The sequence below is a fragment of the Bacteroidia bacterium genome (assembly GCA_026932145.1).
Classification (GTDB): Bacteria; Bacteroidota; Bacteroidia; order J057; family JAIXKT01; genus JAIXKT01.
The window spans coordinates 1-14,608 of the sequence record JAIXKT010000040.1 but is presented as its reverse complement, the minus strand read 5'-3'; the positions used below and the strand labels follow the sequence as shown (position 1 = coordinate 14,608).

Here is a 14,608-nt window from a genome sequence, read left to right as displayed (position 1 = left end):
ATGTGTACCTTTGCGGCACAAATCTAGTTTAGGTTCACCGGAGAGGTGCCTGAGAGGCCGAAAGGAGCAGTTTGCTAAACTGTCGTAGGGCTTAAACCCTACCGCGGGTTCGAATCCCGCCCTCTCCGCAAAGATTCGAGGTGTAGCGTAGCTTGGTATCGCGCCTGCTTTGGGAGCAGGAGGCCGTAGGTTCAAATCCTGCCACCTCGACATTGGGTCCTGTAGCTCAACAGGATAGAGCAACTGCCTTCTAAGCAGTAGGTTACAGGTTCGATTCCTGTCAGGGCTGCAAACTCTAAGACCCAAAAGACTTTGTAGAAAACAGATTGGGCGGCTTGTAACAACAAGCCGCCCAATCTGTTTTCTACAAATAGCAAACTTTTAACGCCCAACAGAATTTATATGATTCGCTAATTCTTCTATTGAAGACTCAAAAGTAAATACCTGATTAACAACAAAATAATTTTCGACATCATAAGTAAGCGGGTAAGCATACTTAGCAAAATCCAACTTAGAGCCTTCAAAGGTAAATAATTCACAAATTTCCTTTACCTGATTGGCTGTTAGGCAGTTACTTTTAATAACCTGCTTAGCAATCGTAAGTTTCGTATCTTCAAAACTATTTTTGGAAATAGTTGTTTTTGCTTGTGAGAAAGTTGTTGGGTTCATCGGCATCGGGCAACCTACTCTGCCGGAATAGCCGGGTACATATACTGGATTAGGTGCCGGGTTATTATTATGGTTGTGATTATGGCCTGATGGCGGCGGCGGCGGGGCATCCATACCATTGGTACGAACAGATATACCAAAGCCACCAGCCGGAGTGTTTACATTGACATCTACATTTACGTTCTCGGTACCCGTTGGGTTAGGGGGCGGAACATTAATTCTGGTTTCGGTAGTTGGTGGAGGAGATTGATATTGAGGCTGAGGTTGTTCCTGATTTTTAGCCATAGGTTCTGAATTCTGTGGAGCAGGGATTTTACGCTCTGCCGATGAATAATATCGAATAGAATACGCACCAACTTTATTTTTATTAGCAATATATTTTACAACGTATGTGGTTTCTTTATATTTTTCCAACATCACATTGCCATTCACCTCGCCCAAATTTTTGTCCTCAAAAATCACCTTAGCTTTAAAATATTCCCCGTTTAGGTTTTCTACCCGAACGTTAGTCTGTGCTACATCATTGTATTTCAGACCGTTTAAAACAACGTAGAATTTTTCCCCTCGCTCCGAGAAGAACACAAGATCTGACTGTGCGTGTAGCACGCCTAAGGAAGCAGCCAGTAACAGAACGTAAACAAAAATTACTCTCATGATAAAAAATTAGTTTTTAGCAAAAATAAAAACAAAACTTGTGCCAAAGTTAATGGATATGTTGGTTATGGTTCAGAAAATATGAAAACTATAATTTTATTGATAGCGGATTATTACAAGTAGGGCATCCATCATGGGTTTCTTTCTTCTTGAGAAAGTTGATAACCTTCTGATTAATATTTTGTTTCTAATTTCAACCCTTCCCTCTCGCTTCTTTTTATCAGACTTTCTTGGCCGCAATCAAAAATCATTACCAAATATTGTCTATCTTCGCCGGCTAAATACTCAGGCTACTTAGTAAACATGAAATTCTTAATGGTGTTTTGCGTAGTATTTGTGTTGGTTTATTTAACCTTCCCATATATCATACGCTTAGCACACAAACTCGGTATTGTGGATCTCCCCACTAAGCGGAAAGACCACACTAAACCGATTCCCATACTGGGAAGTTTTGGGCTATTTTTAGGCTATATTATTGGTATTATAGTGAGTATTCTTTTTTTTGAAGATACTCTTGGCTTAAAAGACTGGGTTGTGTTTGGCACAACGTTTATGGTGTTAATCATTGGCTGGATTGATGATTTCCAAAAGTCGCGCGGGAAAGAATTTCCGCCATTCCCAAAATTTATCGTTCAGGTATCTGCGGCTATAATAGTTGCCGTAATAGGGGTTCGTTTTAAAGGGTTTGTTATTCCTTTTTCCCAAATATATTTTGAGATTCCTTATTTGCTACAAATATTAATAACCGTAACTTGGATTTTCGGGGTAACTACGGTTATGAATTTTACGGATGGGATGGACGGTTTAGCAAGCGGAATAGCCGCTATCTCCGGCTTGACTTTTTTCTTGATAGCTATTGATAATCAGAATTATAGTACGGCTACCTTAGCTATTACTATCGTTGCATCTGCTTTGGCTTTTTTGCAGTTTAACAAACATCCTGCCAAAATCTATATGGGTGATGCCGGAGCTACATTTTTAGGATTTCTCTTGGCTATTATTGCCATTGAAGCTACCCTACAAAATAAACCGAGTTTTACGTATCTATTTATCCCGATATTGGCTATTAGTGTCCCTATTTTAGATAATATTTACGTAGTATTAATTAGAATTTACAACAAAAAACCCATTTATATTGCAGATGCCGGCCAAATACACCATAGATTACGCCGTAATGGGATGCCCGTAAAGCACGTTGTTTTGTTTCTGTATCTAATCAGTATCATTTTTAGCTTGATTGCAGTTATCATGCACTTACTTCATGTGTAGATAGTTAGCACACTGATTCGGTTTATTCATGAATAATTTTTTTCCTAAAAATGATATTGAAGACAATTTGGACGATTCTTTGCCGGATAATATAGCAGAACTTACAGCAGAAAACGCTCCGGCTTTTAACCATCTTAGTGATGATTCGCTGATCATAGCGCCTACTGAACTGGGTTTTTATGAGCACCACCGTTTTACAGCTGACCCTGGCCAAAAACCTATTCGGGTGGATGTTTATCTAACTATTTTTATTCAAAATGCAACCCGAAGCCGGATTCAAAATGCCATTCGGGCAGGGTTAATTCGCTGCAACGACACGCCCGTAAAGGCCAGTTATAAAGTAAAACCCGGCGATGTCCTGACCATATTTTTACCGTATCCGCCTGCCCCTGATTTAGCCCCCGAAAATATCCCCTTAGACATTGTTTATGAAGATACCGAATTTGTAATCATCAACAAAAAAGCCGGCATGGTATGTCATCCCGCCTTTGGGCACTATAGCGGAACATTAGTAAACGCTTTATTATTTCACCTAAACCAAGATTTTGAATTAGATAAAACCTCCGTGCGCCCCGGATTAGTTCATAGAATTGATAAAGACACTTCCGGACTTTTGGTCATTGCCAAAAATATTCACTCCTTTAATTTTTTAGCCAAGCAGTTTTTTGAACATACCATCGAAAGATCTTACTTAGCAATCGTTTGGGGAAATGTCTTGCAAGATTCCGGCACGATTACAGGAAGTATTGGCCGCCACCCTATTTTTAGAAAAAAATTTACAGTACTCCCGTCTGATTCTATGCATGGAAAACACGCCGTTACGCATTACGAGGTTCTACAACGGTATCATTTTTTTACATTAGTGCGCTGCCGCTTAGAAACGGGAAGAACTCACCAAATCCGAGTTCATTTTAAGCATATTGGGCATACTTTGCTGGGAGATGTCTTATATGGAGGCGACAGCCTAAGTAACAATAGGTTACATAAAAATAAGCAACAACTTCTAAGGGAATGTCTAACAATTATTCAACGCCAAGCGCTTCATGCAAAAACATTGGGGTTTATTCATCCAACAACCCGAAAATATGTTCAATTTAATTCCGCAATTCCCGATGATTTTATGCTTGTATTAAAAAAAATACAGGATTTTGCAGAAACCATTAACCCAGAAATTATAGAACAAATAGCTGGTTTTGAGTGATTTTACCTAACTTATAAGATAAAACAAAGAGAAAACTGCGATAAAAACATATTATAAAGCAGTGATTTCCCCTAAAATAAGTATATTCGCCAAACTATTTTTACTATGGCGGATAATCAAGACAGTAATCGAGAAAGAGATTTAGTACTTGCTCCCAATGAGTATGCTTTTATCTCTGACCAAACAAAGGGAAATATCAATGTTTATGTTGGCCCCTACAAGACTTCCCTCGCAAATACTGATAAACCGGTAACTTTTGATTCTAGGACAAAGCGATTTAATAGATGCTCTTTAGACGAAAGCATTCAGATTTTTGCTACTGCTCCAGAGGCTTGGTATGTTATGTTAAAGAACCCTGCTTCGGACGCTAAACAACCCAAACAAGGTACTTCAAACAGCCTACCAGAACTTAATATTGGCCGAAAGGTAAACCTACCAGGGCCTGTCTCTTTTGCTTTATGGCCAGGACAAATGGCGCGGGTTATACAAGGGCACCAGCTACGCTCTAACCAATATCTACTTGTGCGAGTATATGACGAAATTGAAGCCCGAAAAAATTGGGATTCTGCTGTGATAAAACCCCAAAAATCAGAAGGAGAAAACAAAAATCCGCTCGGAGAAGTACAAGACCTGAGTATCGGAAAATTGTTGATTATCAAAGGGATGGACGTTTCCTTTTACATCCCGCCAACAGGTATAGAAGTCGTTCGTGATGAGTATGAACAGTATGTTCGGGAGGCCGTTACCTTAGAGCGGATGGAATACTGCATTTTATTAGACGAAAAAGGAACCAAGCGTTATGTGCGTGGGCCTGCTGTCGTATTTCCAGACCCCACCGAAGAATTTATCACCGAAGATAACTCCCGCAAGTTTAAATCCATAGAACTCAGCGAAATAAGCGGCTTGTATATCAAGATAATAGCTCCCTACGAAGAAAGCGGAAAATCTTATAAAGAAGGAGACGAACTGTTTATTACTGGAAAAGACCAGATGATTTACTACCCTCGTCCGGAACACGCTGTTATCAAATACGGCAGCCAAGAACGGCACTTTGCCATAGCAATCCCCCCAGGTGAAGGCCGGTATTTTATGGATAGAATATCCGGTAAAATTTCACTCATGCGCGGCCCCTGCGTCTTTCTGCCAGACCCCAGACAATATGTTTTGGTTCGCAGAATCCTTGACTCCCGAAAAGTTGAACTCTGGTTCCCCGGAAACAAAGAAGCCTTAGAATACAACGTCAAACTCAAAGAACGACAAGAAAAGGAGCAACAAGAGGAAATAGACACCAACAATATTCAGGTTGCCCAGCAGCGACAAGAATTAGTAACAGAAAATACTCCCAACGCATTAATCACTTCTAAAAAGGTACGCCCAAGTGAAAAAATGGTCAGTGATTCATACAACCGCGGAAGCCAATATACACCCCCGCGCATGATCACCTTAGACACCAAATACGATGGTGCCGTAACCATTCGGATTTATACCGGTTATGCTGTATTGGTTGTTAGCCCTACCGGAACTCGAAAAGTAGTGCAGGGGCCGCAAACTTACCTCCTTGAATATGACGAAATACTTGAAGCCTTTGAACTATCTACCGGAACTCCCAAAACAGATGTTAGCCTATTTCGCTCTGCCTATCTAAGAGTACTGCATAACAAAGTATCAGACATAGTAGCCGCTGAATCTGCCGATTTTTGTAGCGTAAGCATAACCCTTTCCTACCGCGTTAATTTTGAAGGAGAATCAGAAAAATGGTTTAATGTAGAAAATTATGTCAAGTTTCTAACCGACCACATGCGCTCTATCATCAGAAACGCTGTACATAAAATTTCTATCATGGAATTTTATGCTAATGGAACTAACTTACTGCGTGATTGGATTTTAGGAGTCGCCGTTGAAGGAGGTAAAAGAACAGGAAGGTTTTTTGAGGAAAATGGAATGCGCATCTATGACGTAGAAGTGCTGGATATAAAATTAGGAGACAGCAGCATAGAAGGTCTGCTAATTGGCCAACAACATGAAGTTGTGAAACAAAAATTAGCCTTAGAAAGTGAAAATAGACGCTTAGAATATGTCCGTGAAACAGAAACCGTAAATCGTCAGGTTAGCCAACTGCAATCTGAAACCCGTAAAATCGCTTGGCAATCAGATGAAGAAGAAGTAAAAAAATACCTGTCTCTTTGTTTAGTGCGCATTGAATCTGAAGTGCAGCAAGCTGAGCAAAAACTCCAAAAACGCCTAACCGAGCTTTCTCTCGAAGGTAAAATCAGTCAAACTCAAACGGATATTCGCCGCTCAGAACAAGAATTAGAGATAGCTTTAGCCAAAAAAGAATTAGAAAATAAGATATTACAACAGCAATCTGAGGTTGAAGCATTGGTCAAAAAGGCACAAGCGCTTTCACCAGATTTAATTGCAGCGTTACAAGCCTTTGGAGACCGTGCATTAGCCATAAAGGTCGCAGAATCTATGGCTCCAATGGCAATACTCGGTGGAAAAAGCGTATCCGATGTCTTTAGAAACCTCCTGAAAGGAACTGCCCTCGAAAATGCTATGACCGTTATGGACTATACTCAGGAACAGTAATGCTCTGTTTTTTAGACTCTTCTACAGGGTTAGCGGATGTTTTGATAGGTTATAGCTGGATGGAAGCCCAAAATTCTTTTGGAATTTTGGGCTTCCTATCGCTCCAAATAGCAGTTACTCTTATAGAAGCTACTGTTTTTAAGCTCTTTAACTGGGGAACGTGGAGAAATGTACTCATTGACTCTACGTTGATAAACCTGATTACTACAATAGTCGGTTTTGTCGCAGCCTTGTTTCATTCAAACGATGACCCGGTTACTTTTCTATTCGTAGCTTTTGCAACTTCAGTTTTGATAGAAGGCTATTGGTTACATAAAAGAGAAAATACTATGCCAAAATCACACAGATGGATAATGATTTTGATTGCTAATATTCTCTCGTATGCTCTTTTGATAACTATATTCAAAATGGATAAAAGACAGTTTAATAAAGAACAATTTGAAAATTATCATCGTTACGAGCGACCAAATGATATTCCGGAGTCAGATTCTTTGGGAGCAGAAATTCATTAGCCTTGAGATGAATCCGTTTTTTTAGCGGCTAATTTATTCTTTAATTCCCTTGAATATTGATTCCCAAATAGTTAATGAAATTGGGGGTTTGAAATGAGAAATATGTATCTGAAAGATTTTGAACCAACATTGTAGCATACGCTGCCGATATTCTTTCGGAATTTTTGTTAGTGCCGTACCTTTTTCATGTTGTAAGATTAAATTTATGATAAGTATTGGAACAATTTCAGAGTTATTAGGGGTTGTTTTTTCAAATATTCCTAAAACTTCATTTAAGCGGATGGGTTGTGCCCCCCAAGTGTCATCAATATCAGGAAGATACCCAAGGAGTTGTGCTAATTCAGCGAAACCGATGATGGTTCTTTCAAAAATAGTGTCGCTTAGTTCATCTAACTGGTGTAAAAACTGGCCTAACCATTGATAAATTTCCGGTTGATAGCCGAAATCCAATAAAACACTTCGCAGCACCTCAACCCACAACTGTAAGTAAATTGCCCGTGTTGTTTCCAAATAGAATGTTTGATAATAACGCAGTAAATTGATTTCAGTTACTAATTGAACGTCTCTTTTCTCTTTATGAAGATAAATAATTTCTACCTGATTTAAAAGCAGTAAAAGCGCACTTTTATTGGCACGAAAACTTTGAGAGCGTTTAAGGATAAAAGAACAGATTCCAAACTCTTTCGTAAAAACACTAAGTATCTGACTATTATCTTGATACGCGGTTACCCTAAGAATAAAGCCGCTTGTTCTTTGAAACACCTAAGTTAAATTCTGGTAAAATTCTGGTTGTTAAGCGTAGCCTTTACCGAAATGGGTAAATTCAAAGTGTTAAAGCCCGGAAAGTTTTGCAATAAACTGGCAGGAGAGTAGTTTTGTTCTATCTTTTCCTGCTTAAATACAGTCAATTTAGCCGGAAATCCTTTTTCAATTTTGATTTCTGGTAATCCAAAAACTTTTCTGGGTATAGTTGTAACCATCTTTAGAAAAATGTCAATGGGTAATTTTTCTCCTAAAGCAGCATAAGATAGGGGAACTGCCCAAGGTGCTAACTGCAAGCCCCCTAAGGCATCAAAGAAAGGAAGTTTTTTGTTTTCTGAAGGCATTGTTTGATGCCCTGACGATAAAATGACTGTTGGGTTTTCTACTATCATTTGGCGCATTTTTTCTATCGAAAAATCATCTCGAAGTGGGGGTGTTAGCTTAAATGCAGGATTTAAGGTCATTAAGGACTCATCATTGAAACATAAATAGGGAACAGAAACTTCAGCCGACAAAGTTGATTGAGGTGATAGCCGTTGCTGTGCTATAAGGACTTCTCGCAAGGTTTCTGGCAGTGAAATTGGCCCTAAGAGTAAGTTACCGCCACTATGCTGCAACAAAGTGATAGAGCGATGCACCGCAAGTGGCTCTACAAACGCCGGAGATGCAGGTAGTCCCAGCTTAGATTGGGTATAGCCTTCATGGGCATAGCTGCCTGCCGTCAGTTGAGGATATTGCGGGCTTTCTATTAACAAATTATTTGCTAAACTTTTTTGGTATTGTAAAGCCCGCAATAAAATTTCGGGTAAAACAGGATTTAGGCCGTCCCCAAACCAATGGCTATTTAGGCTCGAATATGGTGCTATTGAAATCCCTTTTCCCAATTGGGTTAATGGTAGTATTAAGTGAATATCAATAACTTGGGTGTTAAATTTCTGGTTTAAACCCTCAATATAACTTGGTTCTTCTGAGGGGATTGGTAGTTGTGGGTAATAAAAAACATCTGTAAAACCGCCTTTTAAAGCACTGCTTAAAAAATCATCTATTGACTTGATGCCTGATACGCGGCTATCTACCCAACCGGTAGAAATGCTGTATCCGTCAATTTTCCATTGAGGAATGTCATCAGAAATGGGTTCATTTGACGGTAAAAAATCCCTAATAAGCCCGTTTTCGATAACTAAATTTCCAATTCTTCCATTCCAAATAGATTCAGTATCAATAATTTGGACGTTCCTGAAAATAAACTTATTGTGTATCAAGGGTTCAGGCATAATGTCGTTTTTCAAAACTTATTTTTCACTTTCTATGAGCGCACTAAAATACAAAACGGACTGTAACTAATTACAGTCCGTTTTGAAAACAAAGAAACAAGAGTTATCGTTTAATTATCAAGCGTTCTGTAAACGATTGGTTTTCAAACTGTACCACTAAATTATAAGTTCCTTCTGCTAATTCAGATAGATTTAGGCTTAGGTTATTCTTCGTATTTAGCTGCCAGTTATTTTTATAGACCGACTGGCCGATGGTATTGTAAACAATTACCTGAACACTTCCGGTTATTGGGGTGCTAAAAGTTAAGCTAAGTTGTCCATTGCTTGGATTTGGGAATAAGGAATACCATTTTTCTTGGTCAGAAATCAAGGTAGCATCTACAACATTAGAATAATTGAAACTGCCGTCAAAATCTACTTGGCGAATTCTGTAATAATAGCGGGTATTTGAAGTTACATTAGCATCTAAGAAGCCATAGTTTTGTGTGGTGGAGGTAGTTCCATTACCTTTTACCCATGTAATTTTATTAAATGATACGCCATCTAAGCTACGTTCTAAATCAAATCCTGCGTTATTTACTTCTTTGGCAGTTACCCAACTTATTTGGATAGCATTTCCGGCTGGTTTAGCAGAAATATCCATCAACGTTACTGGGAGCGGTGTGCCGTCGCCAATAGTTTTCTCGCTGAAGATTGTAATTCCTTTTCTGAGTGCGTATCCACTGGCTACGGTTCTGCCGGCAGAGCCAGCTGTGGGGATGGTTCCACCGCCTACCCAGTCTGTTTTGGTAGTACTCCCATTTGGGCGGCTGATTGCGATAAAGCCGTTATCTGCCAAACCAGTGAAACCGGCTGTGTATAAATACATATCGTAGTTAATTCCGGTGATAGAAAAGCTGGGTTCAAGGTACCATTTACCGGCATTTCCTGCACCACCAAGCTCTATTCCGTCTATTGTTGGCCAAGAAGCTCCTCCTGAGTTATTGCAAGCAGTTCCATTCCAGCTACAATCTACATATTCGCTTCCGCTTCCGGTTAATGTGTTTACTTTCATATCGAGCCTGCGGTAATCAGCCTTAGCTGATTGCCCCATAGGAAAGAGATAGGTCGGTGTGCCGGCACTCACTATATTTCTGCGAAGTAATCCGTCCACATGGCCTAATCCGGTACGAGTAACCCCTCCGGAAGCAGTATTGGATACAAGCACTTTATTTGAGCCTGTGTGCATAACTCCATCACTGAAGTTTAGTACTCCGGAAATCAACATATCATTATTTAGATTTAAGCCGGCACCGGAATTACTCATGGTTACATTATAGAAGTCCCCAAAAGCACCTACATTTTTAGTATAAGATTGAGCACCGGTACCAAAGAATACCACCGTTCCGTTATTATGCAAAAACCTACCACTTTGATTGAAGTCTCTACCTACTCGCAATACGTAGGCATTTTGGTCAAATTCAGAAGTAGAAGTAACAATTGTGAAATCATTGGAAACATTAACAGCATTTTGCTGATAGGTTGTTCCCATAGATTTGTTGATCCTTAGGTTATAGAAAGCGTTTGTACCTATCCACGCTCCATAGATATTTTGTGTTCCGGTTCCGTTTAGGTGTACGGTACTGGTGCCTGCTGTAATAACGCCACTGTTTCGAATATCGCCTGCCACATAAAGGTTATTGGCTCCGAGTGAGAAATTACCATCTTCATTACTAAAGTTTCCGCCAAGCGTGATGTCGTTAGCCAAAGCTAAGGTTCCCGCTGTTTTTTGGCTGATAATATCCATAAACTGGTTGATTCCATTGAAGTTTCCAGTAATAGTTTGGTTAGCACTGCCTCGGAATAAAGTAGTTGAGCCTGTATTTGTTGTAAATGTTCCTCCAAGCATCAGGTTGAAATCGCCACATAATTGATGGGCTATTCCTATATCAACTGTTAAGGAGGCACCCGGTTGAATGTTAATTGTGTTGGCGATAGCTCCGTCTTTATTTATGAAAGGCTGAAATTTAGGGCCTGGAAAAATATTAGCAGTGATATTGCAGGCTGGAACCCCGCATCCTCCCCAATTATCTGGGTTAAACCAATCCGAAGAATTGCCACCGGCAGTCCAAACAATTGAAGTGGGCATTGAATAATCCAAAGCATTCGGAGAGTTTATTTTGATGGAGAAGCCCGAATTTTGGCCAGACCAGTTTGATATTACCAGGGTATAAGTTCTACCGGCAACCAACGGTAATGAAGAAGCATAGGGTTTATCACCTCCTCCACAAGATGTACATACCCCAGCTGCACTTAGGCCGGTATTGCCACTTATCCCTGAATAATTACAGCGAACCGGCGTTGCTGCCCCAGATTGGATGGTAGCACAAGTAGCAGTGGACATATCATACAAAGCCCAGTCATAATCCACAACAGGGTTATTCGGTATAATATCAAAATTAAGAGGAATACTACTCTGCGCAACGAATTCATACCAAACGGCATTTCTTTCAGCGTTAAGCAAGCAACCGCTTCCTGCTGCCGGCATATCGCATACAGTTCCACTGCCAAAGAAGCCAGGGTCTCCCACAGATGTTATATTCCTACATATTCGCTGCTTCGTTTGGCACTCTTGGAGAGCAAGTTGTGTTACAAAGCTATTATCCCGAACATAAATACGAAATGCTCCTCTCATATTTGCATAGCCATCTACCCGAACATAGTAAGTATTTCCTACTACTAAACCGGTCAGGTTAGATATTGCAGAGATAGTTGATCCGCCACAATTATTGGTGCTTAGCCTTGCACAAGAAGACGCTACTTCGGCGAGGCCAGGCCCACAGACACCTGTATAAACTGCTGTTTGCGGGATGAATGGTAAGCCAGCATAATTAGTGGCAAAATTTAAGATAATTCCCCGCTCTAAGGGATCTACATTTACAGTCATTGAACTCGAGGTAGCTACAAATTTATACCATACGGTGTTTAAATTTCCGCCACCAGTCCAGCAAGCAGGAGTACCCGGCTCTTCTGCACCAGCCGCAGGTACACACAATGCCCCCTCCACCATATTCCCAACCGTTAAAGACGTGGCACTACATGGTAAATCATTAGTAGACTCCGGTATCCGAGTAAAAGAAACATCCAAAATAGTCTGATTGACAAGAGCACTATTAGTTGTAATCAAGAAATAGTAAGTAATTCCACTTCTTAGGCAAAAGGTTCCGGAAGCGTTAAAGTCTCCTAAATAAGAACCCCCATAAACTTGTGTATTAGAAAAGATACCCTCACAGGTAGTTCCGGCAGCACCCGGGCAGCCGGCATACGCAGCTACTCCAACCCCAACCGTAATGGGTGCATCTGCTCTACTTATCCCTACTGTGATGCACTCATTGCTCGTTGGTGTATATTGATATAGTAAATCGTGGCCTGCTCCCTGGTACAACCAGCCGGTGTTATTGTTTGTTCCACAACTCCCTGTAAATGGGCGTGTTAAAGTACTTGAACCAAAAGTACTTGCATAACTTTCATAGTACGGTAAGGTAGTGATTGGCTTAGCGGTAGCACAAGTTTTAGCAGTGCTCACCACAGCAATATCAAAAGTTTTGGTAGCAGGTGCTGTTGCATTATAATCATAAACACGAATAGTATAAGTACTTCCGATGGTTAAACCACTGAAAAATACTATCTCTAACTGTCCGGCTAAAGTAGCATCCACACATCCAATACTTGTTCCGCAAGTTCCACTAAAAATATGGATAACCGGATCCATGCTGGCCGAAGGTCTTACATAGATGGTTACTTCTGTGGTAGTGGCTACAAATTTATAAAACACATCATCTTCGGCTGTACCGCCACAAGTAGCTAATCCAGATCCTGTTGCGTTTGCAACTGTTCCGGCAGTCCAGTTAGCTACTGCTGAAGGGACAAGTACCGTAGCTCCGGCACAGTTATCGTTTACCGGTGGGGCTGTTGGAGGTCTGGTAATGCAAATATCGAAAGTTGTTGTATTTGGATAACCGGTGTAGAAGTCATAAACACGGATGCGGTAAGTATTTCCTGCTATTGCGTTGAAGGTATAAGCCTCGATGCCGCCTTGTCCGGTTGAGTCTAAGCAGCCCATACTGGAGGCTCCGCAAGCACCGGCGTTAAATACCTCAATTACCGGGTCAAAATTTGTAGAGCCTGTTACCTGAACGGTATGTAGTCCGGTTGCTGCTGCTGTAAAGACGTACCAAACGTCATCATCGGCAGTGGACCCCGAAGCGCAGGCGGCAACTCCTGATGATGTTGCACCCAGTGTATTTCCCGTAACCGGCGCGCAAGCAACACCCGGAAGGCCAGGGGTAAGAGTCGTGGCCGAAGCGCAATTATCATTGGCCGGAGGCGTATTGTAAATTCGATAAACAAGGGTTGTAAATGAAGTGTTGGTAGCACAGCCAGCCTGAGAAATCAATACTCGTATTGTTCCTGTGAATGTTGCTGTCCATTGAACACGGGCATCATCTCCGCAGGTATTGTCTGCCCAAGCTAATGCTACAGGAGCTCCGGCATTGGTTTGTACGGTTAGATAAGAATCATAGCTTGCGTTTCCACCGTCAGAAGAACAAGTTGACCATTCATAGGTAACACCATTAACAACATTGTAACGAGCATATTGCCCTGCATAAGCCGTTGTTGTTGCTGTTTGCCAATTGTTCGTTGGTGTAAATACTGTATTTGGGTAACGGGTACCGCCAATACATTGCCCTAAAGCATCCTGCGATGATAGTACAAAAAGAAAGAGCAATAAATGTAAAATAAAGATCTTTTTCATGGTTTTTTAAAGAGATTAGTTGATTTATGAATAGTTGAGATTTATTCGGCAGGTTGTTTTAGATAATTTTCTTTTGCTTCACGTAATTTTTTTTCTTCTTCGGGAGTTAAATTAGTGGTGTTTGCATTGATAATTTCGGAGTATTTTGCTTCGTTTTTAGGTGTATTTTGGGCATCTTGTTGTTTTTTCCAAGCGAGTTTTGCGGCTGCATAACGTTCTTGGTCTGCTGCTTGATTCCCTGTAGGCTGATATAACGGTTCTCCATTGAGAGCAGTTGTCGGTAGCGGTTGTGGGTTGCTAGCATCAATAGTGTTGTTAGGATTTTTCGAGTTATTCGTTTTTGCTTCCGGGTTATAGACAATTTGCTTGCTTTTTTCATAGATAGAAGGTATCGTATGAACCGGTTTGGTATTTTCGGGAAGAGATTTAGTACTGCATAGATTATTCAGTTCTTCAAGGTTTATATCTGTTTTTTCAGCAGCTATTTTTTTAGAAACCAAATACTGCACAATGGTTTCTGGGCAGGTAACATTACTGAGGAAACGAACTCCAATACTTTTGTGCCAAGTACAAGGAGCAGTTTCTACAACACCGTTTAGGGTTGTTAGATAGTTTCGCGCAATATCCATATTTTTTGCCTCCGGAAAATAAATTGTAACTGAATGAATTTCTCCAGTTTGTTCGGCAAAAGACTGTTGCGACTTGCCCCAAAAGGGCAAAAATAACGTGATTAAAAATAGTACAACATACTTCATAGCTGTATAAAATTAAATATTTTGCAATATACAACTTTTTTCTAAAAGAACAATTAATACTAAGAATATTTTTATTCACTGATGTTACGCAAGGATATCATTAATTTAGCTGTATGAATGTTGAAAAC

The 14,608-nt window shown here is 40.4% G+C and carries 9 protein-coding genes and 3 tRNA genes; 7 read left to right on the top strand and 5 right to left on the bottom strand.

Features of this window, described 5'->3' with window-relative positions:
• The first annotated feature begins 39 nt into the window (after positions 1-39).
• From LC115_09150 to LC115_09140, 3 genes are all read left to right on the top strand, one after another.
• Positions 40-128, top strand: a tRNA-Ser gene (locus LC115_09150).
• An 8-nt stretch (positions 129-136) separates the two neighbouring features.
• A tRNA-Pro gene (locus LC115_09145) sits at positions 137-210 on the top strand.
• 5 nt (positions 211-215) lie between these two features.
• Positions 216-289: transfer RNA gene (locus LC115_09140), tRNA-Arg, on the top strand.
• A gap of 92 nt (positions 290-381) precedes the next feature.
• Here the strand turns inward: LC115_09140 and LC115_09135 are convergent.
• Positions 382-1,323 (bottom strand): DUF4476 domain-containing protein, encoded by a 942-nt coding sequence (locus LC115_09135; protein ID MCZ2356833.1) that lies wholly within the window; start codon positions 1,321-1,323, stop codon positions 382-384.
• Positions 1,324-1,626: 303 nt separating this feature from the next.
• Here LC115_09135 and LC115_09130 point away from each other — a divergent pair, with 303 nt between their 5' ends.
• From LC115_09130 to LC115_09115, 4 genes are all read left to right on the top strand, one after another.
• Positions 1,627-2,592, top strand: coding sequence for an undecaprenyl/decaprenyl-phosphate alpha-N-acetylglucosaminyl 1-phosphate transferase (locus tag LC115_09130; GenBank protein ID MCZ2356832.1), 966 nt, complete (start codon positions 1,627-1,629; stop codon positions 2,590-2,592).
• A gap of 28 nt (positions 2,593-2,620) precedes the next feature.
• Positions 2,621-3,793 (top strand): RluA family pseudouridine synthase, encoded by a 1,173-nt coding sequence (locus tag LC115_09125; protein ID MCZ2356831.1) that lies wholly within the window; start codon positions 2,621-2,623, stop codon positions 3,791-3,793.
• A gap of 105 nt (positions 3,794-3,898) precedes the next feature.
• Entirely contained in the window at positions 3,899-6,382 is a 2,484-nt protein-coding gene (locus tag LC115_09120; GenBank protein MCZ2356830.1) for a hypothetical protein, read from the top strand.
• Positions 6,382-6,894, top strand: a complete 513-nt coding sequence (locus LC115_09115; protein ID MCZ2356829.1) for a hypothetical protein — start codon at positions 6,382-6,384, stop codon at positions 6,892-6,894. The genes LC115_09120 and LC115_09115 overlap by 1 nt, the downstream gene beginning before the upstream one ends.
• A gap of 33 nt (positions 6,895-6,927) precedes the next feature.
• Here LC115_09115 and LC115_09110 read toward each other — a convergent pair whose 3' ends face one another.
• The 4 genes from LC115_09110 to LC115_09095 form a co-directional block, all read right to left on the bottom strand.
• On the bottom strand, positions 6,928-7,656 hold the full coding sequence (locus LC115_09110) for a recombination protein O N-terminal domain-containing protein (protein MCZ2356828.1): 729 nt from the start codon (positions 7,654-7,656) through the stop codon (positions 6,928-6,930).
• Positions 7,657-7,661: 5 nt separating this feature from the next.
• A complete protein-coding gene (locus tag LC115_09105; protein MCZ2356827.1) occupies positions 7,662-8,945 on the bottom strand; it encodes a hypothetical protein in 1,284 nt (427 codons plus the stop codon).
• 88 nt (positions 8,946-9,033) lie between these two features.
• Positions 9,034-13,725, bottom strand: coding sequence for a T9SS type A sorting domain-containing protein (locus tag LC115_09100; GenBank protein ID MCZ2356826.1), 4,692 nt, complete (start codon positions 13,723-13,725; stop codon positions 9,034-9,036).
• Positions 13,726-13,766: 41 nt separating this feature from the next.
• Positions 13,767-14,480 carry a hypothetical protein gene (locus LC115_09095; GenBank protein MCZ2356825.1) on the bottom strand — a complete coding sequence of 238 codons (714 nt, stop codon included), beginning with the start codon at positions 14,478-14,480 and terminating at the stop codon, positions 13,767-13,769.
• Positions 14,481-14,608: the final 128 nt, after the last annotated feature.